General features: G+C 65.5%; 20 protein-coding genes and 2 riboswitches. Of the genes, 6 read left to right on the top strand and 14 right to left on the bottom strand.

Annotated elements, in window-relative coordinates:
* The first annotated feature begins 219 nt into the window (after window positions 1-219).
* The 3 genes from ACGLHT_RS16545 to ACGLHT_RS16535 are packed head-to-tail and all read left to right on the top strand — an operon-like array spanning window position 220 to window position 5,828.
* Window positions 220-1,473 carry a TolC family protein gene (locus ACGLHT_RS16545; RefSeq protein WP_274120226.1) on the top strand — a complete coding sequence of 418 codons (1,254 nt, stop codon included), beginning with the start codon at window positions 220-222 and terminating at the stop codon, window positions 1,471-1,473.
* Window positions 1,466-2,665, top strand: a complete 1,200-nt coding sequence (locus ACGLHT_RS16540; protein WP_274079356.1) for an efflux RND transporter periplasmic adaptor subunit — start codon at window positions 1,466-1,468, stop codon at window positions 2,663-2,665. The genes ACGLHT_RS16545 and ACGLHT_RS16540 overlap by 8 nt, the downstream gene beginning before the upstream one ends.
* A 16-nt stretch (window positions 2,666-2,681) precedes the next feature.
* Entirely contained in the window at window positions 2,682-5,828 is a 3,147-nt protein-coding gene (locus ACGLHT_RS16535) for an efflux RND transporter permease subunit (protein ID WP_274120227.1), read from the top strand.
* Between the two features lie 134 nt (window positions 5,829-5,962).
* Here ACGLHT_RS16535 and ACGLHT_RS16530 read toward each other — a convergent pair whose 3' ends face one another.
* The 13 genes from ACGLHT_RS16530 to nhaR form a co-directional block, all read right to left on the bottom strand.
* Window positions 5,963-7,300 carry an MFS transporter gene (locus tag ACGLHT_RS16530; protein ID WP_137163513.1) on the bottom strand — a complete coding sequence of 446 codons (1,338 nt, stop codon included), beginning with the start codon at window positions 7,298-7,300 and terminating at the stop codon, window positions 5,963-5,965.
* 329 nt (window positions 7,301-7,629) lie between these two features.
* Window positions 7,630-9,780: a TonB-dependent siderophore receptor gene (locus ACGLHT_RS16525; protein WP_137163514.1), complete on the bottom strand. Its 2,151-nt coding sequence runs from the start codon at window positions 9,778-9,780 to the stop codon at window positions 7,630-7,632.
* Between the two features lie 70 nt (window positions 9,781-9,850).
* A complete protein-coding gene (locus tag ACGLHT_RS16520; protein ID WP_085592246.1) occupies window positions 9,851-10,261 on the bottom strand; it encodes a DUF2946 family protein in 411 nt (136 codons plus the stop codon).
* Between the two features lie 135 nt (window positions 10,262-10,396).
* Window positions 10,397-11,173: a ParA family protein gene (locus ACGLHT_RS16515; protein ID WP_025338510.1), complete on the bottom strand. Its 777-nt coding sequence runs from the start codon at window positions 11,171-11,173 to the stop codon at window positions 10,397-10,399.
* Window positions 11,174-11,437: 264 nt separating this feature from the next.
* Window positions 11,438-13,009 (bottom strand): sensor domain-containing diguanylate cyclase, encoded by a 1,572-nt coding sequence (locus ACGLHT_RS16510; RefSeq protein WP_274120228.1) that lies wholly within the window; start codon window positions 13,007-13,009, stop codon window positions 11,438-11,440.
* A gap of 78 nt (window positions 13,010-13,087) precedes the next feature.
* Window positions 13,088-13,567, bottom strand: coding sequence for a hypothetical protein (locus ACGLHT_RS16505; RefSeq protein WP_137163516.1), 480 nt, complete (start codon window positions 13,565-13,567; stop codon window positions 13,088-13,090).
* A gap of 213 nt (window positions 13,568-13,780) precedes the next feature.
* Entirely contained in the window at window positions 13,781-15,121 is a 1,341-nt protein-coding gene (locus ACGLHT_RS16500; protein WP_274120229.1) for an OprD family porin, read from the bottom strand.
* A 16-nt stretch (window positions 15,122-15,137) separates the two neighbouring features.
* A complete protein-coding gene (locus tag ACGLHT_RS16495; RefSeq protein WP_274120230.1) occupies window positions 15,138-15,926 on the bottom strand; it encodes an ABC transporter ATP-binding protein in 789 nt (262 codons plus the stop codon).
* The gene (locus ACGLHT_RS16490; RefSeq protein ID WP_085619097.1) at window positions 15,923-16,939 is read right to left on the bottom strand and encodes an iron ABC transporter permease; all 1,017 of its coding nucleotides are present in this window, start codon (window positions 16,937-16,939) and stop codon (window positions 15,923-15,925) included. Before ACGLHT_RS16490 ends, ACGLHT_RS16495 begins: the two co-directional genes overlap by 4 nt.
* Window positions 16,939-17,949 carry an ABC transporter substrate-binding protein gene (locus tag ACGLHT_RS16485; protein WP_274120231.1) on the bottom strand — a complete coding sequence of 337 codons (1,011 nt, stop codon included), beginning with the start codon at window positions 17,947-17,949 and terminating at the stop codon, window positions 16,939-16,941. The genes ACGLHT_RS16490 and ACGLHT_RS16485 overlap by 1 nt, the downstream gene beginning before the upstream one ends.
* Before the next feature lie 110 nt (window positions 17,950-18,059).
* A riboswitch (cobalamin riboswitch) is annotated at window positions 18,060-18,258 on the bottom strand.
* 28 nt (window positions 18,259-18,286) lie between these two features.
* Entirely contained in the window at window positions 18,287-19,453 is a 1,167-nt protein-coding gene (locus ACGLHT_RS16480; protein WP_274120232.1) for a DUF1624 domain-containing protein, read from the bottom strand.
* A gap of 203 nt (window positions 19,454-19,656) precedes the next feature.
* Window positions 19,657-21,783, bottom strand: a complete 2,127-nt coding sequence (locus ACGLHT_RS16475) for a TonB-dependent siderophore receptor (RefSeq protein ID WP_274120233.1) — start codon at window positions 21,781-21,783, stop codon at window positions 19,657-19,659.
* 108 nt (window positions 21,784-21,891) lie between these two features.
* A riboswitch (cobalamin riboswitch) is annotated at window positions 21,892-22,100 on the bottom strand.
* A gap of 35 nt (window positions 22,101-22,135) precedes the next feature.
* Window positions 22,136-23,029, bottom strand: coding sequence for a transcriptional activator NhaR (gene nhaR / locus ACGLHT_RS16470; protein WP_085692103.1), 894 nt, complete (start codon window positions 23,027-23,029; stop codon window positions 22,136-22,138).
* Window positions 23,030-23,164: 135 nt separating this feature from the next.
* On the opposite strand from nhaR, the gene ACGLHT_RS16465 reads away from it, so the two are divergent.
* On the top strand, window positions 23,165-23,404 hold the full coding sequence (locus ACGLHT_RS16465) for a hypothetical protein (RefSeq protein WP_025338519.1): 240 nt from the start codon (window positions 23,165-23,167) through the stop codon (window positions 23,402-23,404).
* Window positions 23,405-23,433: 29 nt separating this feature from the next.
* A complete protein-coding gene (locus ACGLHT_RS16460) occupies window positions 23,434-24,186 on the top strand; it encodes a TerC family protein (protein WP_003260907.1) in 753 nt (250 codons plus the stop codon).
* 132 nt (window positions 24,187-24,318) lie between these two features.
* Here ACGLHT_RS16460 and ACGLHT_RS16455 read toward each other — a convergent pair whose 3' ends face one another.
* Window positions 24,319-24,495 carry a hypothetical protein gene (locus tag ACGLHT_RS16455; RefSeq protein WP_015269782.1) on the bottom strand — a complete coding sequence of 59 codons (177 nt, stop codon included), beginning with the start codon at window positions 24,493-24,495 and terminating at the stop codon, window positions 24,319-24,321.
* Between the two features lie 165 nt (window positions 24,496-24,660).
* Here ACGLHT_RS16455 and ACGLHT_RS16450 point away from each other — a divergent pair, with 165 nt between their 5' ends.
* Window positions 24,661-25,395, top strand: a complete 735-nt coding sequence (locus ACGLHT_RS16450; protein WP_085619087.1) for a peptidase C39 family protein — start codon at window positions 24,661-24,663, stop codon at window positions 25,393-25,395.
* Window positions 25,396-25,417: the final 22 nt, after the last annotated feature.

Below are 25,417 nucleotides of genomic sequence, written 5' to 3'. Positions count from 1 at the left end.
TCAGTATGTACACACCCTCTGTAGGAGCAGCCTTGTGCTGCGAAGAGGCCGGCAGTGCCATTACATCTGCTGTGGCAGTACCGGCCTCTTCGCAGCACAAGGCTGCTCCTACAAAGAGAAACGCAGCTGGATTACAAAATTGTAATTTCCCCGCCACCGCCCCGATAAGCGCGGCTTTCTACAGTCCCTCGCCAAAGCTCGCCGACGAGGATCTGTTTCGTGCCCATCCCCCGCAAGACCGCCTTGCTCTGCCTGTTGCTGGCTGTTGCCGCCAGCGCCCAGGCCAGCCAGAGCCTGAGCCTGCCCCAGGCGCTTGACGCCGCCTTTGCCCAGAACCCGGAGCTGGCCGCGGCCGGCCGGGAAATCGGCATTGCCGATGGCGAGCGGCGCCAAGCAGGGCTGATCCCCAACCCGGAGCTGTCCTGGGAGGTCGAGGACACCCGCCGTGACACCAGCACCACCACTGTCACCCTCAGCCAACCGCTGGAGCTGGGCGGCAAGCGCGGTGCTCGCATCGCCGTGGCCGGTGCCGGCCAGGCCATTGCCCAGCTGGACCTGGAGCGCCAGCGCAACGGCCTGCGCGCCGATGTGGTGCAGGCGTTCCACGCGGCCCTGCGCGCGCAGACCGCGCTGGAGCTGGCGCAACAATCGCAGGCGTTGACCGAGCGTGGGCTGCGAGTGGTGCAGGGGCGGGTGACCGCTGGCCAGTCATCGCCCGTGGAGGCCACCCGGGCCCGGGTGCAGTTGGCCCAGGCCCAGGCTGAAGTGCGCCGTGCGCAAACCCAGCGCAGTGTGGCTTACCAGGCCCTGGCACGGTTGACCGGCAGCCCGCTGGCAAGCTTCGACCAGTTGCAGGCCGCCAATCTGTCCCCCGGTGATGCGCCCAGCGCCGACGCCCTGCTCGACCAGGTCGAGCAAACGGCTGAATGGCGTCTTGCCGCCGCCCAGGTCGAGCGCGGCGAAGCGTCCCTGGGTTCGGAAAAGGCCCTGCGCATTCCCAACCTCACCGTCAGCCTTGGCAGCCAGTACAGCCGCGAAGACCGCGAGCGGGTCAATGTGGTGGGCCTGTCGATGCCCTTGCCGCTGTTCGACCGCAACCAGGGCAACGTGCTGGCCGCGGCCCGCCGTGCCGACCAGGCGCGTGACCTGCGCAACGCCGTGGAGCTGCGCCTGCGCAGTGAAACCCGCAGCGCCGTCAGCCAGTGGGCCACGGCCATGCAGGAAGTGCAGGCCTATGACCGCACCATCCTGCCTTCTGCCCAGCAGGCCGTGGACACCGCCACACGCGGTTTCGAAATGGGCAAGTTCGCCTTCCTCGATGTGCTCGACGCCCAGCGCACGCTGATCGAGGCGCGCGGGCTGTACCTCGAGGCTCTGGCCTCGGCGACCGACGCGCGGGCGCAGGTCGAGCGGATCTATGGCGACCTCGATGGCCTGCGCAACAAATTGAACAGCAGGAGCAACAATGACTAATCCACGCAAGATAGCCCTTCTGGCTGCCGCCATTGCCGCGCTTGGCCTCGGTGGCCTGGCCTGGACCGGCAACCTCGGCAACGCGTCAGGCACTGAAGCCCGGCACGACGACCACGGCGAAGACAGCCACGGCCACGGCGAGGAACAGGCCGGCGAGGGCCACGAAGAAGAGGAGGGCAAGCTGCACCTGTCCATCGCCCAGATCGAAGCTGCCGGTGTGCAACTGGCCAATGCCGGCCCTCGTGAACTGGGCACCGCCATCAGCTTCCCGGGTGAAATCCGCTTCGACGAGGACCGCACCGCCCACGTCGTGCCACGCGTGCCCGGTGTGGTCGAGTCGGTGCAAGCCGAGCTGGGCCAGGCGGTCAAGCGTGGTCAGGTGCTGGCGGTAATCGCCAGCCAGCAGATTTCCGACCTGCGCAGCGAACAACAGGCTGCCCAGCGCCGCCTGGAACTGGCGCGCCTGACCTTCCAGCGCGAACAGCAGCTGTGGCAGGAACGCATCAGTGCCGAGCAGGATTACCTGCAGGCCCGTCAGGCGTTGCAGGAAGCCGAGATTGCCTTGGCCAACGCCCGGCAGAAAGTCGCCGCCGTGGGCCCGGCCGGCGCCGGCAACCGCTATGAACTGCGCGCGCCGTTCGATGCAGTGGTGGTGGAAAAGCACCTGACCGTGGGCGAGGTGGTCGATGAGACCAGCAATGCCTTCACCCTGTCTGACCTGAGCCGGGTCTGGGCCACCTTCGCCGTCGCCCCGCGCGACCTGGACAAGGTGACCACCGGCCGTAATGTCACGGTCAGCGCGCCGGACCTGGGCGCCCAGGTCGAGGGCAAGGTCAACTACGTCGGCAGCCTGCTCGGCGAGCAGAACCGTGCCGCCACTGTCCGCGCCACGCTGGCCAACCCCAACGGCGCCTGGCGCCCCGGGCTGTTCGTCAATGTCGCGGTCAGCGTCGAACGCTTCAACGCCGCCGTGGTGGTACCGCAAAGCGCCCTGCAAACCTGGGAGGAGCAGACCGTGGTGTTTGCCCGTACCGAGGAAGGCTTCGAGGTCCGCCCGGTGAAGACCGGCCGCCGCGACGCCGGCCAGGTGGAAATCACCACCGGGCTTGCCGCCGGAACCCAGGTGGCCGCTGCCGGCAGCTTTGTCCTCAAGTCCGAGCTGGGCAAAGGCTCGGCCGAGCACAGCCATTGATCACGGGGACGCCTGCATGTTCGAACGCCTGATCCAATTCGCCATCGAGCAGCGCCTGGTGGTGATGCTGGCCGTGGTCCTGATGGCCGCGGTGGGTATCCACAGCTACCAGAAACTGCCGATCGACGCTGTACCGGACATCACCAACGTCCAGGTGCAGATCAATACCGCCGCCCCCGGCTATTCGCCGCTGGAGACCGAGCAGCGCATCACCTTCGCCATCGAGACCGCCATGGCCGGCCTGCCCGGGCTCAAGCAGACCCGCTCGCTGTCGCGCTCGGGCCTGTCGCAGGTCACGGTCATTTTCGACGACGGCACCGACCTGTTCTTCGCCCGCCAACTGGTCAACGAGCGCCTGCAAGTGGCGCGTGAGCAGTTGCCCGACGGCATCGAAGCGGGCATGGGGCCGATTTCCACCGGGCTGGGTGAAATCTTCCTGTGGACGGTGGAAGCCGAGCAGGGCGCGCTGAAGGAGGACGGCACATCCTACACCCCGACGGACTTGCGGGTAATCCAGGACTGGATCATCAAGCCGCAGTTGCGCAACGTGCCCGGGGTGGCCGAAGTCAACAGCATCGGCGGCCATGCCAAGCAGTACCTGATTGCGCCGGAGCCCAAGCGCCTGGCGGCCTACAAACTCACCCTCAACGACCTGATCGCGGCGCTGGAGCGCAACAACGCCAACGTCGGCGCCGGCTACATCGAGCGCAATGGCGAGCAGTTGCTGATTCGCGCGCCAGGCCAGGTGGCGTCGGCCGAGGATATCGCCAACATCGTCATTTCCAGCGTCGATGGCACGCCAATCCGCGTCAGCCATGTTGCCCAGGTCGGCCTGGGCGAAGAACTGCGCTCGGGCGCGGCCACCGAAAACGGCCGGGAAGTGGTGCTGGGCACGGTGTTCATGCTGATTGGCGAGAACAGCCGCACGGTGTCACAGGCGGTTGCCGCCAAGCTGGTCGAGATCAACCGCAACCTGCCCAAGGGCGTGGTCGCGGTGACGGTGTACGACCGCACCAACCTGGTGGAAAAGGCCATCGCCACGGTGAAGAAGAACCTGGTCGAAGGCGCCATCCTGGTCATCGCCGTGTTGTTCCTGTTCCTGGGCAACATCCGCGCTGCATTGATCACCGCCATGGTCATTCCGTTGTCGATGCTGTTCACCTTCACCGGCATGTTCAGCAACAAGGTCAGCGCCAACCTGATGAGCCTGGGCGCACTGGACTTCGGCATCATCGTCGACGGCGCGGTGGTGATCGTGGAGAACGCCATCCGCCGCCTGGCCCACGCCCAGCAACGCCATGGCCGCATGCTGACCCGCACCGAGCGCTTCCATGAAGTGTTCGCTGCCGCCCGTGAGGCGCGTCGGCCGCTGATCTATGGCCAGCTGATCATCATGGTGGTGTACCTGCCGATCTTTGCCCTGACCGGGGTGGAGGGCAAGATGTTCCACCCTATGGCCTTTACCGTGGTCATCGCCCTGCTTGGTGCCATGATCCTCTCGGTTACCTTCGTGCCGGCGGCCATTGCCCTGTTCGTCACCGGCAAGGTCAAGGAAGAGGAAGGCCTGGTAATGCGCACGGCGCGTCAGCGCTATGCCCCGGTGCTGGCCTGGGTGCTGGGCCGGCGCAAGCTGGCGTTCGCTGCCGCCGCTACCCTGGTGTTGTTGTCCGGGGTTATGGCCAGCCGCATGGGCAGCGAGTTCATCCCCAGCCTCAGCGAAGGCGACTTTGCCTTGCAGGCATTGCGCGTGCCGGGTACCAGCCTGTCGCAGTCGGTCGACATGCAGCAGCGCCTGGAGCAGGCGATCATCGCCCAGGTGCCGGAAGTGCAGCGGGTGTTCGCCCGCACCGGCACCGCCGAGATCGCCTCCGACCCGATGCCGCCGAACATTTCCGACGCCTATGTGATGCTGCGTCCGCGTGAGCAATGGCTCGACCCGGGCAAGCCGCGTGATGAGCTGATCGCCGAGGTACAACGTGCCGCCGCCAGCGTGCCGGGCAGCAACTATGAGCTGTCGCAGCCGATCCAGCTGCGCTTCAACGAGCTGATTTCCGGGGTGCGCAGCGATGTGGCGGTGAAGCTGTTCGGTGATGACATGGACATGCTCAACCGCACAGCCGCGCAGATCGCCAGCAGCCTGCAAGGCGTGCCGGGCGCGTCCGAGGTAAAGGTCGAACAGACTACCGGCCTGCCGGTGCTGACCATCGATATCGACCGCGACAAGGCGGCCCGCCATGGTCTTAACGTGGGTGATGTGCAGGACGCCATTGCCATTGCCGTGGGTGGCCGCACGGCCGGCACGCTGTACGAAGGTGACCGCCGTTTCGACATGGTGGTGCGCCTGTCGGAAACCCTACGCACCGATGTCGACGGGCTGGGCAGCCTGCTGATTCCGGTGCCTGCCAGCGCTGCTGCGGGTGCCGGGCAAATAGGCTTCATCCCGCTGTCACAGGTAGCCACGCTGAACCTGCAGCTGGGGCCGAACCAGGTCAGCCGCGAGGATGGCAAGCGGGTGGTGGTGGTCAGTGCCAACGTGCGCGGGCGCGACCTGGGTTCGTTCGTCGAGGAGGCCGAGCAGACGCTGATCAAGCAGGTGCAGATACCGCCGGGTTACTGGACCCGCTGGGGCGGCCAGTTCGAGCAGCTGCAGTCGGCGGCCGATCGCCTGCAGGTGGTGGTGCCGGTGGCCTTGCTGCTGGTCATGGCGCTGTTGCTGATGATGTTCAACAACCTCAGGGATGGCCTGCTGGTGTTCACCGGCATCCCGTTCGCCCTTACCGGCGGGGTGCTGGCGCTGTGGTTGCGAGACATTCCGTTGTCCATTTCCGCTGGCGTGGGGTTCATTGCCTTGTCGGGGGTGGCGGTGCTCAACGGGCTGGTGATGATCGCCTTTATCCGTGGCCTGCGGGAGGAAGGGCGCACGCTGCGGGCCGCGGTCGAGGAGGGCGCGCTGACGCGCTTGCGGCCGGTGCTGATGACGGCACTGGTGGCGTCGCTGGGGTTCATCCCGATGGCCTTGGCGACCGGGACCGGGGCCGAGGTGCAAAGGCCGCTGGCGACCGTGGTGATTGGCGGGATTCTGTCGTCCACCGCACTGACCTTGCTGGTGTTGCCGGCGTTGTATCAGTGGGCGTATCGGCGGGAAGAGGTGCAGGAGGGTTGAGCGTTTTGGGGCTGCTTTGCAGCCCATCGCGACACAAGGCCGCTCCTACAGGGGACCGCATCAGCTGCAAATTGACGCGATCCCTTGTAGGAGCGGCCTTGTGTCGCGATGGGCCGCAAAGCGGCCCCAAATTCTCAAACGGTACTACGGGCTCCGGGCCGCGCGCTCTCCGTTCCCGCCTCATCATGCAACGAAATCCGCGAAGTCTCCGGCAACGCCAACCCACCCACCAACGCCACCAGTGCAATCACCACCAGGTAGAACGCCGGTGCCAGGCTGCTGCCGGTCTGCCCGATCAGCCAGGTCGCCACCAGCGGTGCGGTACCGCCAAACAGTGTATAGGCCACGTTGTAGGTAATTGCCGAAGCGGTATAGCGGGTGCGGGTAGGGAAGCTTTCCGACAGCAATGCCGCCGTGACCACACCACTGCACAACGCCCCCACCGCCAGCAGGATCACCCCCAGCAGCGCACCGGACATCGAGCCGGAACTGGCCAGCCAGTACGCCGGGAACACGCACAGCATCACCCACAGGCAGGTAAAGCCGATGGTCTTGCGCCGCCCGACGCGGTCCGAGAACGCCCCGGCCAGCGGGCAGCCGACCGCGGCGAACAGCAGGGCCACGGTAGTTACCAGCAGCGATTGCGCGCGGGTCAGGTTGCCGACCAGTTGCAGGTAGGTGGCGAAGTAGGTGGTGAACATGTAGAACGACAGCGCGGTGAGCGAGATGAAGGCCCCCAGGTTGCGGATCGCCCGGCCATGGTTGCGCAGGGTTTCCTTGAGCGGCGAATGTTCATGCTCCTTGCCCTGGGCGATGGCTTCGCGGAACGCCGGGGTTTCTTCCATGCGCCAGCGCAGGTACAGGCCGACCAGCCCCAGCGGCGCGGCGATCAAGAACGGGATGCGCCAGCCCCAGGCATTCATCGCCTCGGCCGACAGGCTGGCTTCCAGGCCATAGGCAATCACTGCCGCGCAGGCAAAGGCGGAAAAGGTCGACACCGGCACGAAGCTGCCATAGAAGGCGCGCTTGTCGTTGGGCGCATGCTCCATCAGGTAGGCGCAGGCCCCGGCATACTCGCCACCGGCGGAAAAGCCCTGCAGGCAGCGCGCCAGGGTCAGCAGCGCGGGGGCTGCCAGGCCGATGCTGGCGTAGGTCGGCAGCAGGCCGATGAGGGTCGTGGAGCCGGCCATCAGCAGGATGGTCAGCGACAGGATGCGCTTGCGCCCCAGGCGGTCACCCAGCGCGCCGAACACGATGCCGCCCAGCGGGCGCAGGGCGAACGCCACGGCGAATACCGCAAAGGTCTTGAGCAAGGCCACGCTGGCGTCTTCGCTGGCGAAGAACTGGCTGGCGATCAGGGTAGCGAGAAAGCCGTAGACGGCGAAGTCGAACCATTCGACGAAATTGCCGATGGCCGAGGCGGCGATCACCCGGCGCAGGGTGGCGGGGGATACCTCGTGAGGTGCGGGCATGCGAGTGCTCTCCGGTTCCATTGGCAGGCATGATGAAAGTGGCGCGGTCGGGCCGCGCCATCATTGTTGTGCTTGCCAGTAGATAGTCGGGCGCTGGAAGGCGCTTTGTCGAGGGCGACCTCGGGATACCTGATTCAACCGCGAGCTGTTCGCTTGGCGCGGTCCACTGTGGGAGCGGCCTTGTGTCGCGAAAGGGCTGCGCAGCAGCCCCTCGATTGCAGCTTCGCCACTGACATCGCCGGGGCCGCTTTGCGGCCCTTTCGCGACGCAAGGCCGCTCCTACAAGAGCCAATGCAGGCCGGGATGTTCATGCAAGACAGGCCATGCGCTTAGAAGCGCGTGTCCAGCGCCAGTTCGAAGGTGCGCGGCGGCCCCATGTAGTACTGGCTGTTGTAGGCCTGCTTGGCATACACCTCGTCGGTCAGGTTGCGTACCCGCCCGGTCAGCGTGGTGTGTTCATCCAGCCGGTAGCGGGCGAACGCGCCGAACAGGGTGTACGCCGGGGCCTTGAGGCTGTTGGCGTTGTCGGCATACACCGAGCCCACGTAGCGCCCGTCTGCCCCCACCGACCACGCCGGGGTCAGGCTGTAGGTCAGCCACAGGTTGGCGACGCTGGCCGGTACGTTCACCGGTGCGTTGCCCTTGCGCGATACCGACACGCCGTTGACCGCCTCGTTGAACGCGTCGTACTGCGCATCGACATAGGCATAGTTGGCCTCGGCCAGCAGCTTCGGCGTCACCTGCAGGCGCCCGGACAACTCGACACCGCGTGAGGTCTGCTGCCCGGCCTGGACCGTGAGGTTGGCGTCGTTGGAGTCGCGCACGGCAAAGTCCTTGCGCACGATCTGGTACAGCGCCAGCGTGGCCGCGCCGCGCCCGTCGAGAAAGTCGAACTTGCTGCCCACTTCCCACTGCTCGCCCTTGGACAGGTCGAACAGCCCGACGTTGGAATAGGTCGCTGCCGCCAGCGAGCCGGCCGGCAAGTCGGCAGAGGTACTGTACTGCGCATAGACGCTGGCGGAGGGGGTCAGCGCGTAGGTCAGGCCGATACGCCCGGAAAGCGGTTCCCAGCGCCGTTCGAAGAACGCCGGCGAGGTTGGCGTTACCGCGCCGTAGTTGGTCACCTGCATGTCGAGGTAGTCGTAGCGCAGGGCGGTCAGCAGGGCCAGGCGTTCGGTGAGTTGCAGGCGGTTTTCGGCAAACACCGCGCGGTTGGTCACCTCGTGGCGGCGTTGCTTGGTCAGGCCGGCATTCACCCCGGGGATGTCGTCGAAGCTGCCGGGGTCGAAGTGCTCGGCATCGACCACGTCGCTCCAGCTGCTCGAGGTGGGGTAGAGGGTCTGGCGCATGCGCGAGTACTCCAGCCCCAGCGACCACTGGCTGGCCAGGCCGAACAGCTGGTTGTCGTGGCGCAGTTCGATGCGGTCGCCCAGCAGGTTCTGGTCGTGGCGCTGCAGGTAAGGGCTGCTGCGCCGTACCTTGCCATCGCTGGTGTAGCTGTAGCGTTCGAGGTTGCGGTAGTCGCGCTGGGCGTTGTAGTGGTACAGCGTGTTCTGCACGCTGGTGCTGTCGCTGAGCTGGTAGTCGAGGATCGAGCGTAGCCAGCGTACCCGCTGCTCATAGCGCCCGTCGCCGACGTTGTAGTTTTCGAAGCGACGGCTGTTATCGATCTTCATCGTGCTGCGCCCGGGCAGGATCGGCGAGCCCCAGTAAGGGCTGTCTTCGCGGTCTTCCTGGTACTCCAGGGCCAGGGTGTGGGTGAGGTTGGGCGTGAGGTCGCTCAGCAACGAGAAGGCCAGGCTGTCGGTGTGCCGTTCGTTGCGGTCGATGTAGCCGTTGCCCTGCCCGCGGCTGAAGTCCAGGCGCATGAAATGGCGGGCATCGGCGGGGTTGCTGGCCAGTGCCTGGTTGATGCCGAACGCCACTTCGCTGTCGTCGAAGCTGCCATGGCGGATACGGCCGTCGATGGTCTGCTGATCGCGGCTGGCCAACTTGGTGATGTAGTTGATCGAGCCGCCCACCGCGCCCGCACCATGCAGGAACGACGATGGCCCGCCGATCAGTTCGACGCGGTCGAGCACCCAGGCATCCACTGGCCGGGTGGCGCTGCTGTAGCCCAGGTTGATGCCGTTGTACAACTGGGTAACCTGGTTCTGGGTGAAGCCGCGGTAGGCGACGAAGCCGCCAAAGCCGGGGTTGGCCGAGGCATTGACGCCGGTCATGGCGTTGATCACGTCCTGGCTGTCCTTGGCGCCGCGCTCCTCGATCAGGCGGCGGTCCGAGACACTGACCGAGGCCGGCGTTTCCCGCGCGGTGAGGCCCAGGCGCGAACCGGTGCGGATCGGCTCGTCCAGTTGCACGCCGCTGGCGGCGTCGCGTTCACCGTCGATGGTGGTGGTGCTCAGTTCCACCGGGGCAGCATCCGCCCAGGCAAGGTTGCAGGTGCCCATGAGGAGCACCAGGGAGGTTTTGCGAAGCATGTTGGTGTGTCTTCCACGCAAAGGTCATGGCTGACCTCGAGCGCGCGCAGTCAGGCGCGCCCGGCTGAGGTCAGGCGAAATGAAGTACGGCTGCGGGGAAAGCGACGGGGGAGGCGCGGGGGTTGAGGGCGGGGCGTTGATAGCGCGGCGGCGGTTGCGCCCAGCTGCGCACCACGATGGGCGAGGTGGCCACGGCTTGCGCCGGGGTGAACGACCAGCCGCTGCTGCTGAGCGGCACGGCCAGGCCGAACGAGGAGCACACCGGGCAGTCGAGCTGGGCCATGTGCTGGTCGCCGCCGGCGCCATCCAGGTCGATGGCAACGCCGTGTTCGCTGTTGATCGAGCAGAAACCGCCTTCCAGGCCGGCCAGGCGCAGGCCACCCATCTGGCCATGGTGCAGGCCGCACAGAACCAGGCTGAACAGGACACTGGCGTAGAGCGTCCAGGCGGTCAGCGTGCGGGTATGCCGGGTGGTTTTCATGGCGGCGAATCTACCATCCGGATGAACGGTCGGGTAGTGCTTCGGGCTTGATATTTTGGGGCTGCAATTTGACGAGATCCCTTGTAGGAGCGGCCTTGCGTCGCGAAAGGGGCGCAAAGCGCCCCCAGGGTTCTGTCAGGCCGCACGCTCCAGTACATCCAGCAAATCAACAAACTCCAGCGCCAGTTTATGCCGCGGCGCCAGGTGCACCAGCGGCACCGAGGCCTGGTGCGATTCACGCATCTTGATCGAACTGCTCAGGTACACCGGCAGCACCGGCATGCCTTCACCGCGCAATTGCTCGACCAGGGTCTGGTGCAGCGCGGTGCGCCCGGCGAACTGGTTGACCACCACACCTTCCACCTGCAACGCCGGGTTGTGGTCCTGGCGCAGTTCTTCGACCTCGGCCATGACGCAGTGCAGGGCCTGGCGCGAAAAGCTGTCGCAGTCGAACGGGATCAACAGCCGCTCGGCCGCCACCAGCGCGCTGAAGGTATAGAAGTTGAGCGCCGGCGGGGTGTCGATGTAGATCCGCTCGTAGTCCTCGCCCAGTTCCACCAGCAGCTTGCGCAGCTTGTTGATCTTGAACTTGCTCTCCAGCTTGCCTTGCAGGTCGCTGAGGTCGGGGCTGGCGGTCACCAGGTGCAGGTTGCTGTAGCGGGTTTCGGTGATCGCCACCCGGTGCTTCTTGCCGGCAGCGGTGACTGGCGACAAGGTCTGGCGGAAGAAATCGGCGATGCCGGAAGGAATGGCGTCATTGACCAGGCCGGTCAGGTAGTAGGTGGCATTGGCCTGCGGGTCGAGGTCGACCAGCAAGGTCCGGTAGCCTTCAGCGGCACTGGCGGCGGCAAGGTTGCAGGCGATGCTGGACTTTCCGACGCCGCCTTTCTGATTGAAAACCACACGACGCATTAGATGCTCATCCATGAAGTGAAAATGTCAGGTTGGGGTCAATCCTATGACTGGAACAAGACAGTTTTATGACAAGGAATGTTACGGCCTGCCAAGTTCATTCCGTCATGTGGCAATCGGTTTGTCTTGAGCTGTGTAGTGTCTGTTCCGGCCCTTTCGCGGGTGAACCCGCTCCCACAGGTTATGCACCGCCCTTGAGGGCTGCGGGGTACCTGTGGGAGCGGGTTTACCCGCGAAGAGGCCGGAACAGGCAAGCAAGGGCGTTCAGGCAACAACCACCCGATTACGCCCCTCCTGCTTGGCCCGGTAAAGCGCCCGGTCAGCCTCGCTCAACGCATCCCCCGGTTCGCTCTCGGTCTCGCCATCCCAATGCGCCACCCCCAGCGACACCGTCACCGCCCCCACCGGCTCCACTGGCGTATTCTGCACCGTCACCCGCAGCCGCTCGGCCACCACTGCCGCAACGTCCAGGCCGGCCCCCGGCAGCAGCATCAGGAACTCCTCGCCGCCGGTGCGGCACAGCAGGTCACCCTCGCGGCAACAGCGGCGCATCAGTTCCGCCAGCCGGCGCAGTACCTGGTCACCCACCTCGTGCCCGTGGCGGTCGTTTACCCGCTTGAAATGGTCGACATCCAGAACGATGGCCGCAAATGCCCGGCCCTCGGCTTCCAGCAACGACAGGTTGAACTCCAGGCTGCGGCGGTTGCCCAGGCCGGTCAGCGGGTCGGTCTGGGCGTCGCGGTTGAGCCGGCCGATGCGTTCATGCAGCAGGTTCAGCCCAAACAGCAGCGCGCGCTTCAGCTCGGCCGCCTCGAAGTACCAGGCCGGTACCCGATGCAGGCGCTCGGCAGTGCCGGCCCGGTCCATCGAGCGGGCGCCGGCGGCCAGCTGCCACAGCGGCCGGGCGATGGTCATGGCCAGCCACCACAGCAGCACGCTGCCCACCAGCGCCAAGGGTGCGGAGGTGCCGACCACGTTGAGGATCAGGTGGCTAAGCGGCGTCACTGTCTGGGTCAGCGGCTGCTGCGCCACCACGCCCCAACCGGCGCTGGGCACGGTGGCGTATCCGGCGAGCATTTCCACGCCGAGGCTGTTGGTCAGTTGCCGGGTACCATCGCCCAGGCTCGCCAGCTGATCGATCAATTCATTGCCTTCAACCACCGTCCCCACGCGCTCGCTGTCGGGGTGATACAGCAGACGGCGGTTGCGGTCGACCACGTACAGGTAGGAACCATCCGTGTAGAAATGCTCGTCCAGCAGGCTGTTGAGGATGTTGCGTTCACGCAGGTACAGGCTGCCGCCGACATACCCCTGGTAGCGGCCGTTGCTGTCGTAAATGGGTTGCGACAACGCCACCACCAGGTTGTTGGCCGCCGATATGTAGGGCGTCGACACCAATGGGCGGCGCGCCTGCAGCGCCTCCTGGACACCGGGCGAATGCATGTGGCTGCCGACCAGGTGCCGCAAGGGGGCGGGGGAAATCGCCAGCAGCACCCCGTTGGCATCGATTACGAAGGTGGAATTGAAGGCCATGCTCTGGCTCAGGACACGCTCGGTCTCCGCCTGCAGGGCGACGGCGTCACCCAGCTGGCGGCCTTGCACGCCAGCACTGAACGACAGCTGCTGCAAGGCGTTGTCGATAAAGGTCTCGGTGATGCTTGCCAGCTTCATCGCATACACCCGGTTGGCTTCCAGGGCATGGTCGATCAGCAGTTGGCGTTGCACCCGGTAGCTGGCGAAGTAGCTGGCGCACAGCATGACCACGGCGGTAAGGGCGCAAAGCACCAGAATGAGTGTGCGTAGATCCGGGCGCAGTCCGTGCTTGGCGTGTGGCAATCCTGACCTCGGGTGATCGAAAAACAGCTACGAAATGGGAACAAACTTACGCCTTATGAGCGCAGTGGGGAACCGCGTTCAGGAGCCTGCCTTTTCCAGCGCGTCCAGCTCGTCTTCAACCTGCTGCATGCGCTGCTCGGCCAGGGCCTGCACCTTCGTGTCGCGGGCCGATTCGCGCATCAGGGCGGTGAGCTTTTCGCTCAGGCGCTTGCCGGCCTCGGTGTCTTCCAGGGCACGGGCCTTGGCCGGGTCCTGAGTGGCCTCGACGATGGTGGCGAACTCGGCATCGCTGAAGTTCTTTTCGCTGTACAGGCGGAACAGGTCCTGGCGCTGGTCCTCGACGGTCAGGTGCTTGCGCAGCACGCCCTGGATGGTCGCTTGCGGCAGCTGCGGGTGCGTGCGGCCGAGCAGCGCGGCCATGCGTTCGATGTTGTGCGTGTAGGCATCCTGCAGCGGCAGCTGGGCCAGGATCTGTTCTTCACGGGAGGGTTTCTGGTCGCAGGCGGTGAGGGCTGCGGTCAGCAGCAGGGGCAGCAGCAACTTCTGGAGGCGAGGCATGGCGTGGCCTGGTTGGGCAGTGAGTGCTGCCGATTATACGGCAGTTGTGGTTGCCTGATGGATTTTTGGGGCCGCTGTGCGGCCCATCGCGACACAAGGCCGCTCCCACAAGACCCTCACAGGTTTCTGAAGGTGCATTGCACCTGTGGGAGCGGCCTTGTGTCGCGAAAGGGGCGCGCAGCGGCCCCAGGATTTTTCAGGTCACGCGAAACATCAGAACCCACCCCCCAACGGCCATTCCACCGCCAACCGTATCTGGTCCCCATCCAGCTCCGCCTGCGCCGTATTGCCCCGATGCACGTTATGCCGCAGCGAAAACGCGGTGCCCTTTGCCTTGCCGCTCTGCACCACATAGCGTGCCTCCAGGTCGCGCTCCCAATGCTTGCCCCCCTTGCCATACCCCAGGTACGCATACCCGCCCGCAGGGTCGACATGGCTGCCGTCGATATCGAACCCGCGCACGTACAACGCCGTCAGGTTCAACCCCGGTACGCCGTAGGCGCCCATGTTCAGGTCATAGCGCGCCTGCCACGATTTCTCGTTCGGCGCGTTGAAGTCCGACATCTGCACCGCGTTGGCAATGAAGATCGCCCCTCGCGTCACGTAGTCGAATGGCGTGTTGCCGTCCACCTGCTGCCAGCCCAGGCTGAAACCGTGCGGCCCATGGTCGTAACGCGAGACCAGGCTCCAGGTGGTGTTGTCGATGTGCCCGGACAGCGCCTTGCCGGTGTCGGTGGTGCGGTACAGGTTGAGGTCGAGGGTGAGGCTGCGTCGCTCATCCAGGGCATGGCTGAGGGTGCTGCCCAGGTAATGCTGGTTCCAGCTGTCCTGGTAGCGTGAGGTGTACAGGCTGCCGCTGAAGGCGGCGCCGGGGTTCCACACCACGCCGGCCAAATCGAAGCTGTTGCCCTGGCGGCCATTGGAGTAGTTCACCACGAAGCCCTGGTCGTGGCTGGAAGCATTGCGGTCGGCGTTCTCGTTGAAGTGCCCGGCCACCAGCCTGAGGTGGTCGAACTCGGTGCTGTCAAGGAAGAACCCGGTCGCGGTCTCGGGTAGCAGGCGGCTGTCGGAGGAACTGAACACCGGGGTCTTGACCCGTTGCTCACCGTAGGACAGCACGGTATCGGACATGCGCAGTTTCAGTGCCGCGCCGGCACGGCTGTATTCGTTCTTCGGGTGCCCCTCGTTATCCACCCCGAGCAAGCGTGCCTTGCCCACACGCCCGCCGCCGCTGTCGAGTTGCACGCCTAGGTAGGCGTGGGCGTCGACCCCGACACCAATCAGCCCCTGGGTAAAACCGGACCGGAAGGTGCCCATCAGGCCATAGGCCCATTCCTCGGCCTTGCCGCTACGTTCATCGCGCGGCTTGTAGGCGTTGCGCCCGGCACTGTTGCGCCCGCCATGCTTGTAGTCGCGCTGGTCGAATACGCTGCGGTTGAGCAGGCTCCAGCGGCCATCCTCGACAAAACCGTTGCTTTGCGACTGGGCGGAGTCGGCCAGCGCAGGGGGCGCGAGCAGGGCGCTGGCGAGCAGCAAAACGGCAGGGCGCGGCATGGGCAGAACTTCCTGTTCAGGGGGCGCGAAAACGCAGGATGTGCGCGCCGTCGAAGGGGTCGATGAGGTAATGGGCGTGCACGCCGAAGGTGTTCAGCAGGCACTCGGGTGTAAGCACCTCGAGCGGTTTGCCGAGGGCGACCAGGCGGCCCTTGTCGAGCACCGCGACGCGGTCGCAGGTGAGCGCCTGGTTGAGGTCGTGCAGGGCCACCAGGGTGGTCACCGGCAGGGCCTGCACCTGTTGCAACAGGCTCAGCTGGTGCTGGATATCCAGGTGGTTGGTCGGCTCGTCCAGCAGCAGCACCTGCGGCCGCTGTGCCAGGGCACGGGCAATGTGCACGCGCTGGCGCTCGCCACCGGACAGCGACCCCCACAGGCGTGTGCGCAGGTGCAGGGCGTCGAGGTCGGCCAGGGCCTGCTCGACGATCGTACGGTCCTCCCGGGAGAACGGCGCCAGCGCCGACAGCCAGGGGGTGCGGCCCAGGGCAACGGCATCGAACACGCTGATCGCATCGAGGGTGTCTGCCTGCTGTTCGACCAGCGCCAAGGCCTGGGCGACACGGCGTCGGGGCAACCGTGCCAGCGGTTCGCCCAGCAGTTGCACGCTGCCGCTGCCTGGCTTGCGCAGCCCGGCCAGCACCTTCAGCAGCGAGGATTTGCCGGAGCCGTTGGGGCCGACGATGCCAAGGGTTTCACCGGCGACAACGCTCAGTTCGATATCGCTGAGCACGGTGTTGCCGGCCAGTTGCAGCCCCAGGTTCTGGCAACTCAAGGGGGCCAGCTGTAGCGCCGTCATGACCGTCATGGGCGCCCCCGGCGGCTGACCAGGATCAGCGCGAAGACCGGTGCGCCGAGCAGCGCGGTGACCACGCCAACGGGGATCACCTGGCCCGGGATCAAGGTACGCGAGAGAATGTCGGCGGCAATCAGGAACAGTGCCCCGCCCAGTGCGCTGGCGGGCAGCAGGCGGCTGTGCCCGGGGCCGAGCAGCAGGCGCAGGGCATGGGGGATCACCAGCCCGACAAAACCGATGGCGCCGACGATGGACACCATCACGGCGGTCACCAGCGCCGCGCAGCTGATCAGCAGCAACTGGGTACGCCGCACCGGGATGCCCAGCGACGCCGCCGAGTCGGCACCGAAGGTGAAGGCATCCAAGGCACGGCGATGCCACAGGCACACCAACAGCCCGAACAGTACAACTGGCACGGCCAGCCACACCGAAGGCCAACGTACGCCACTGAGGTTGCCCAGCAGCCAGAACAGGATGCCGCGTGCCTGTTCGGCGGTGGCCGACATGGTGATAAGGAAGGCGGTAAGGGCGTTGAACAGTTGCGAGCCGGCGATCCCGGCAAGGATCACCTGGGCGTTGTTGCTGCTGGGGCCGGCTGCCCGGGCCAGCAACAGTACCAGGGCGAACGCTGCCAGGGCGCCGATGAAGGCACCGCCGGACATGCTCAGCGCCAGGCTGCCGAAGCCCAGCAGGCCCACCAGCACCGCCCCGGTCGAGGCGCCGGCAGACAGCCCCAGCAGGTAAGGCTCGGCCAACGGGTTGCGCAACAGTGCCTGGAGGATCACGCCGCAGGTGGCCAGGCCGGCGCCGCAGGCCGCAGCAACCAGGGTGCGGGGCAGGCGGTAGTTCCAGACAATGCCGGCGTCGATCGGGTCGACCGGGTAGCCGGCCTGCCACAGGTGGTTGGCCAGCACCTGGCCGACCACGCCGGGCGACAGGTTGGTTTCGCCGATGGCGGTGCCGGCCAGCAGGGCCGCCAACAGGGCGGCCAGGGCAACGGCGATGCAGGGTAACAGGCGCATCATCACTGGGCTGCTTTGCCGCTGGCGAAGGCGGTGGCCAGTGTCTGCAGGCCGCTGAACAAGCGAATGCCGGCCTGCATGGCGTCGGCGTCGAGGATGATGATGCGATCGTGCTTCACCGCGTCCATGTTGCGCGTTACCGGGTCGCTACGCAGGAATGCCAGCTTCTTCTGGTAGTCGTCGGCGGGGTAGCGGCGGCGGTCCATGCGGGCAATGATCAGCCAGGTGGGGTTGGCCTTGGCCAGGGTTTCCCAGCCTACGGTCGGCCATTCTTCGCTGGAGTCGACCACGTTGCGCACGCCAAGGGTGCGCAGCATGAAGTCGGCGACTCCCTGGCGGCCCGCCACGTAGGGGTCGATGTGCAGGTCGGCGCTGGAGAACCAGAACAGCGCCGAGGTGGCGGACAGGTCCTTGTCGGCCAGTTGCGCCTTGGCACTGTCCAATCGGCCTTTGAGTTCGGCATTCAGGGCCGTGCCACGGTCTTGCACGTCGAAGATTGCCGCCAGCTGGCTGACGCTCTTGTAGATAGTGTCGACCTGGAACGCCTGCAGGCGGGTGCCATCGGCGCCCACCAGGTTGTCCTTGCCTTCGCAGTCCGACGGCAGCAGGTAGGTGAGGATGCCCAGTTCATCGAACTGCTCGCGGGTGCCGACCACGCCCTGGGCACCGACCATCCATTCGAACTGCACCGTCACCAGTTGCGGGCGCTTGCCCACTACTGCCTCGAAGCTGGGTTCGTTGTCGGCCAGGCGCGGCACCTTGGCGTTCTGCACCTGGTACTCGGGCAGCACGTTGTTGAACCACAGCGAGGTGGCCGCCAGTTTGTCGCCCAGCCCCAGCGCGTAGAGCATCTCGGTACCGGCCTGGCCAATGGTGACCGTGCGTTGCGGCGCCTGGGCGAAGGTTTGCGGCTTGCCGCAGTTGTCGACCGTCAGCGGGTAATGGGTGGCAGCAGCCTGGGCCAGGCCGGTGAGGCCGAGGCCGGCGAGCAGGGTGGCAAAACGGGGCAGCATGCTGGGCGATCTCCTATCGGACAGTTCGGGTGAGGAACGCACGGACAGGCATCGCCGAGCCCCCGCTGGCGGCAGGGGCAACACTGATGGCCAATCCCGGACACCCCGCCGGTTGGTGAATGTAGGCCGGCAGGTCTCCTGACTGGTGCGTCATGGCCTGGCTCCGGCCTTCCCGGGTTCGTGGCCCAGTGGCATCGATAGAGCAGGCTCGGCACCTACAGTTGCGGGGGCAGTTCCGTTTGGCCCGATTTGGCGGGCCTGGGATTCCCTATTGATTCCGTGGTGGAAACCGGCGGCCGGCATGGTAGACCATCGTGCCGCCGGGTGAAAACGCTTTTCAGAAGTACTTCAGCCAGGTGATGTCGCGCCGCCGCGCCTTCAGGCGGGCGAACCAGCGCACCGGCAGGTACAGCGAAACCGCCAGCAGCACTGCCCCCAGCCACACCGCGGCGATGCCGTCGAAGCCGAAGTAGTCGCCATGGTTGCGGCCGAACAGCGCCACGCTGGCCAGGTACAGCAGCTTTAGCACATACAGGTGCAGCAGGTAGAAGAACATCGGTGCCGCGCCGAACACCGCCAGGGCACTGATCCAGCGGGCCTGGCCGGCGCGTTCGAAGGCGCGCAGCAACAGCAGGCCACAGCCCAGGGTCAGGGCCAGGAACAGCAGCGACGGCGGGTACTTGGTGATGTTGAAGAAGCTCATCAGGGTTTGCGTGACGGTCGGGTAAGCGCTCCACGGCGCCTCGCCGTAGCCGTTGACCAGGCGCAACACGACAAAGCCCAGCAGCGCGATCAGCCCGGCCAGCAGCAGGCGATGCTGGCGTTGGCCGGCCTCGCTGCCACGGGCGAACCACGGGCCCAGGCCGTAGCCCAGGGCGATGACACCGATCCACGGCAGCACCGGGTAGGAGGTGCGCAGGCGCAGGTTTTCGGAAAGCTCCAGCCAACCCCGGTCATGCAGGATCGCCCATGGCACATGCAGGGCGGATTCGGCGCCGAAGTGCAGGCCGTCGAGCAGGTTGTGGCCGGCGATGATGATTGCGCCCAGGGCGATCAGGGCGGCACGTGGCAGCCAGACCAGCAGCGACAGGGCGATCATGCTCACGCCGATGGCCCAGATCACCTGCAGGTAGATGACGCTGGACGGCAGCTGGAAGGTCCAGGCGAAGTTGACCAGGGTGAATTCCAGCACCACCAGGAACAGCCCGCGCTTGAACAGGAACGCCGAGACATCGCCGCGGCCCTGGTGTTTCTCGCCGTACAGCCAGGCCGACAGGCCGGTCAGCATGACGAACACCGGCGCGCACAGGTGGGCCAGGGTGCGGCTGAAGAACAGCGTGGGCTCGGTGGTATCGATGGCCATCGGGTCACTGACCTGGCGGTGCAGAAAGAAGGTTTCACGAACGTGGTCCAGGAGCATGAACAGGATTACCAGGCCGCGCAGGGCGTCGATGCTCTGCAGGCGCTGGGTGAGCAGGGTGGGGGTGGCACTGGCGCTTGTCATGGGAGGTCGCTGATAGGAATGGATGTCAACTGAAACGTTATCTTATAACTAAAAGGTGACGGGGCGGTAGATGTTTTTGTGCTACCTGTGCCGGCCTCTTCGCGGGTAAACCCGCTCCCACAGGTACGTCACCGTATTCGAATTCTGTGATATCCCTGTGGGAGCGGGTTTACCCGCGAAGAGGCCGGTGCAGGCAGTTCAGGTCAGAAGCTGTAATCCACCGTCGCAAAGTACGACCGTGGCATCCCCATCAGCCACTGCTGGCCACTGAACGCCGACTGCACATACTCACGGTCGAACAGGTTGTTCAACTGCAACCCCAGCCGCACATCCGGCAACACCTGCCAGCCGATGTCGGCATCCACCACGGTGTAGCCGGGGGCGCTGTAGGTGTTGGCGGTATTGGCATAGCGCTCGTCCACATAACGCGCGCCAATGCCGGTCTCCAGCCGCTGGCCGAAGCCTTTGCTCAGCCACAGGTTGGCGGTACGCCGCGGGACATTGGCCGGTCGATTGCCCGCACGGTCCTGCGCCACGCCGCCGACCATTTCGTCGAAGTCGTCATACCTGGCGCGCACGATCGCCGCGTTGGCCGACACCTGCCACTGGTGCGCCAGCGCCAGTTCCAGGGTTGCCTCCAGGCCGTCGGACGTCTGCTGGCCAGCCTGTTGCTTCTCGTGAGTGACCGGGTCATCCACCAGCAACTTCTTCTTGACGATGTGGTAGGCCGCCAATGTCCATTCGCCACGCCCCTCCCAGAAGCGCTGCTTCAGGCCCACCTCGGTCTGCCTGGCCTCGGTCAGGTCGTAGTGCATCTGGTTGGCGCTGAGGCTGATGAGGTTGTCGACCCCGTCCTCGCTGGTGGAGTACTGGCCATACAGCGACAGGTCGTCGCTGACCGCAAACACCAGCCCGGCACGCCAGTTGCCCCCTTGCAGGCTGCGGTCGCTGCGGCTGTCGGTGGTCAGTTTCTCCTGGACGATGTGGTTCTGGTCGCGGCGCACGCCGGTGACCAGGGACAGGCGATCGCTCAACTGCAGGCGGTTTTCGGCGAACAGGGCAAAGGTGTGGGTGGTAGACAGCGTTTGCGGGCGCAGCGGCGAGGCGCTGTGGAACCAACCCGGTTGTGGCTGCCACGGGTCGACGTAGTCACCGCCCACATCGTTGTAGGGCGCGTTGCTGTCGACGTTGAAGCGGACCTTGTTGTACTCGGCGCCGACCACGGTCTTGCTGGCCAGGCCGAACAGCGTGTGGTCGAGGGTGAAGGCCTGGCGGTCGCCGAACTGTTCCTGGTTGTGCTTGATCTGCAGGTAGCTGCCGCGCAGCAGCTGCTGGCGCCCGGCATCCCAGCTGTACTCCTCGGCATTGCGCCAGTGACGGCGGCTCTTGATGTAGTACAGCTGGTTGCTGGCGCTGAGGTGGTCGCTCAACGTCCAGTCGGTGTTCAGGCGGGTCCATTCATCGACGTAGTGCTGCACATCGTCCTGCACGTTGTAGTTCTTCTTGCGCAGGCTGCTGCGGTAGTGGCCGTCGATCAGCGGGGTGCCGTAGTAGTTGGCAGGTTGCGCATCGCCGCGGTCGTGGGCGAGGGTGAAGCTGAGGTCGTCGCTGGCATCGAAGCGCAGCGCGGCGCTCAGCGCCAGGCTGCGTGACGGGGTGCGGTCGACCCAACCGTTACCGGTTTGCTGGTTCAGGGCCAGGCGGTAGCTCAGGCGCTCGCCGAGGCTGCCGCCGCTGTCCAGGCCGAGCTGCTGGCGGTCCCACGAACCGTAGCCCAGGCGCAGGTGGTTGCGTACCTCGCCGGCAAACGGCTTTTTCGGGATCACGTTGACCACCGCACCGGTGGCCCCTTCGCCATACAGCACTGAGGCCGGGCCGCGAATCACATCGATGCGCTCGACCACCCACGGGTCGACCGGGAACGTCTGGGTGCCGGCACCGGTGTACAGGCGTGCCCCGTCGAACAGGGTCATCACCGAGTTGTGCCCGGTAAAGCCGCGGGCGGACAGGCCCGTGCCGCCGTCGCCCGGGGAGCCGATGTAGCTGATGCCCGGTGAGCGGGTTACCGCGTCCTGCACGGTGAGGTTGTTGCGCTGCTGGATCTGCTCGGCGCTGATGCTGCTGGTGCTGGCCGGTATCTCAAGGGCGCTGAGGCCCAGGCGCGAGCCCGCCTGGGTCGGGGTGGCCAGGTCGATGGCGTGGCTGCCTTGGGTGTCGGTGATGGCCGTGGAGGGCAGGGCCAGTGGCTGTCGGTCGAGGTCATCGGCCAGGGCCGGCAGGGATACGGCCAGGCAGGCCGCCAGGGGGTGAAGCTTGAAGATACGGGACATGTCGTTCCACTACTGCAGGAATGAATGGATCCCGGTGGAAAACACGCAAAGGCGCACCGTGCACGCAGGCGCGCGCACGGATACCGGCCTGCGCCCGCCCACCGCGGGTTGCCAAGTGAAGCTCCAGGCCGGTCTCCGGGCTTGCGAGGGGCATGAAACCTTCACCTTCCCATGCGTGTGCACAGTGGTATCTCGAAGGGTTCGCTCGCTTACCGTTGCGGGGGCAGCGCCGGACTTGTCGTGGGCAACACGACGCACCGGCTTCCCGTTTCACCCTGCGCGCGGCGGCGCAGGGCACCTGAAACTGGCGGGCATATGACCATTGAAACGCGGGAGGCGTCAAATCTGCCTGCTACCAATGAAACAACTCTCGCCGCGCCCCCTCGGTAATCGCCACGATCCCCGGGTGCTTGACCTTGCGCTCTACCGAAATGGCATAGAACGACTCGTGCACCGCCTCGGTCTGCCCGATCAGCTCCACGCCGTACTGGCGGCACACTTCCTCGGCGATCACGCTGGGCGCGACGAAGATGCCGCTGCCCGACTGCCCGAACGCCTGCATCAAGGCACTGTCATCGAACTCGCCCACGATCCGTGGCTGCACCTGCTGTTCACCCAGCCAGCGCAGCAAGCGGCTGCGTACCACGGTTTCCTGCCCGGGGATAAGCAATGGCGCATCCTGCAGGCAGGCGGGGAAGGGGCCTTCCAGGCGTTGTGCCAGCGCCGGGGTGGCGAAGAAGCTCAACCCACACTCGCCCAGTTTCTGGCTATAGCCCTTGATGTCCAGGTGGCTGGGCATGGGGCTGTCGGAAATCACCAGGTCCAGGCGCTGGATCGCCAGGTCGGCCAGCAGCCGTTCGAGCTTGTCTTCGCGGCAGTTGATACGCAGCACGTCGTCCAGCTCCATGGTCGGTGCCAGCAGGCGGTAGACGATGGACTTGGGCACCACGTCCGCCACGCCCACGCGGAACAGGATCTGCTCCTGCGGGCCGGCCCGCAGCATGGCCTCCAGCTCGTTACCCAGCTGGAACATCTGCTCGGCATAGATCAGCGTCTGGCGCCCTGTTTCGGTCAGTTCCAGCTGGCGCCCCACGCGCTGGAACAACTCCAGGCCGTAGGTCTGTTCCAGCAGGCTGATCTGCCCGCTGATGGTTTGCGGGGTCAGGTTCAACTGTTCGCTGGCGCGGGCGATGCTGCCGGTCTTGGCCACGGCCCAGAAGTAGTGCAGCTGCCGATAGTTGAGCATCGGTATGTTTCCGGAATCGTAAAAACCGAAGTATAACCGCTGAAAATACGAATTTTCCGGATGTGTTGCGCTCTTTAGAATACGACTCCATCAGGCGCCGTGTGCGCCGCCGGAACATGAAAAAGCGAGGAACCCATGCTGCAACTCAAATCCATCGGCACGCCGCTGGTGCTGGCCTTGGCCCTGTTCACCCTGGCCGGTTGCGAGCAGGCCGAGAAATCCGCCCAGCAGATGCTCGACCAGGCCGCACAGTCGGCCAAGCAGGCCATCGACGACACCAACAAGGCCGCACAGCAGGCGTTGAGCGAGGCCATCGGCAGCGAAGGGCACAAGCCCAAGGACGCCGACAAGAAAGAAGACACCCAGGAAATCTGACCCCCAACCGCTGCTGCAGGATTTGAACAATGGAATACTTGCTGGAACTCGTCGCTAGCCCTACCGCCTGGGTTGCCCTGGCTACGCTGGTAGCCATGGAAGTCGTGCTGGGCATCGACAACCTGATCTTCATCTCCATCCTGACCAACAAGCTGCCGGTGGAGTACCGCTCCAAGGCGCGCCGTATCGGTATCAGCATGGCCTTGGTCATGCGCCTGGCCTTGCTCAGCACGGTGGCCTGGATCGTCCAGCTGACCGACCCGGTGTTCGAAGTGTTCGGCAATGCCTTCTCCTGGAAGGACGTGATCCTGATTGCCGGTGGCCTGTTCCTGCTGTGGAAGGCGACCAAGGAAATCCACGAGAACGTCGACCCGCACGGGGCCAAGGAAGAAGCCAAGGTGTCGTCGACGGTTACCCTGGGCTTTGCCGCGGCGATCTTCCAGATCCTGTTGCTGGACATCGTCTTCTCGGTCGACAGCATCATCACTGCGGTGGGCATGACCGAGCACCTGCCGATCATGATCATTGCCGTTATCACTGCCGTGATCGTCATGATGGTGGCCGCCGACCCGTTGGCCAACTTCATCAACGACAACCCGACCGTGGTGATGCTGGCCCTGGGCTTCCTGATCATGATCGGCATGACACTGATCGCCGAAGGTTTCGGCGCCCATGTACCGAAGGGTTATGTGTACGCAGCCATGGCCTTCTCGACGGCGATCGAGATCCTCAACATCCTGGCCCGTCGGGCGCGGTTGAAGCGCGAAGCGGCTGAAGGTTGATGTAAAAAATGCGGGGCGCTTGCGCCCCGTTCGCGGGTGAACCCGCTCCCACAGGTCCCCGCCACTTCTGAAGGCAGTGGAGGGCCTTGTGGGAGCGGGTTCACCCGCGAATGGGCCTCCGAAAGCTCTGAATCAGTGCACCCCGGCATGCCGCCGCGACCGGCGCACAGGCTGTGGCTTGGCGGGGGCCTGCGGTGGCAGGTGGTGGTGGGAGTGACGCCGCACGATACGCAGTACACCCCATAGCATGGCGGCTGCAACGCTCAGCCACATGCCCACCAGCATGAGGATTGCCATGGTCAGGCTCATCTGTGCCTCCATCTCTACGGGCCGCGCTCGGTCGCCGACGCTGGCCTTCCAGACACTGCTTTAGTCTAGTCTCTCGCCTGTGACGTTCCATTGACCAAAGGTCTATTGCTTGGTCCGATTTGCTCCTAACCGGTGTCGGACTATACCCGCGCCGCTGTCCGACCTATGATCGGTGGCCAGAGCCGGGCGCTGCCTGCCCGGCGTTGGAGCAAGCGAGTGTCCATGCAGCAACCTTCCTTCAAGACCATCCCTCGTCGGCTGCTGGCGGCCTGCCTGGTAGCGGCCAGCCTGGCCGGTTGTGCCAGCGCACCCTCCGCCAACCTCAAGGGCCTGCCGCAGCGGGTCGAGATCAGCAGCGTGCCGTTCTACCGTGGCAACGCCAACCACAGCGGGGCCATGGCATTGGCGGCGGTGCTGTCGCAACAGGGGGCTCCGATCACGCCGGGGCTGCTGGACAAGCCGCTGAACCTGCCCCAGGGCGCCGAGGCGCTGGACACCAGCATCCCCCGGGTGGCGCGCGACTACGGCATGGTGGTGTATCCACTGGACAAGCAGCTGGACGCGCTGTTGACCCAGGTGGCGGCGGGCAACCCGGTGCTGCTGCGTTACGAGGATGGTTCGGCCTGGTGGAGCGAGCCACGCTATGCCGTGCTGATCGGCTACGACCGCTACAAGCAGCGAGTGCTGTTGCGTTCAGGCATGCACCGGCGGCAGCTGATGGCGTTCGATGACTTTGCCTCGGCGTGGGCGAAGCTTGGGAGCTGGGCGGTGCTGGTGCAGCCACCGCGGCAACTGCCGGCCCAGGTGGACCGCCAGCGCTGGTTGCAGGCTGCGGATGAACTGGCGCGGGCGGGGCAGGAGATTGCGGCGAAGCAGGCTGTGAGTAGCCTGAACAAATAGCTTTGTCTGTACCGGCCCTTTC

The sequence above is a fragment of the Pseudomonas sp. PsB genome (assembly GCF_043658375.1).
Taxonomy (GTDB): domain Bacteria; phylum Pseudomonadota; class Gammaproteobacteria; order Pseudomonadales; family Pseudomonadaceae; genus Aquipseudomonas; species Aquipseudomonas putida_Z.
The sequence above is the reverse complement of the archived record's forward strand: the minus strand, read 5'-3'. Positions and strand labels throughout refer to the sequence as shown.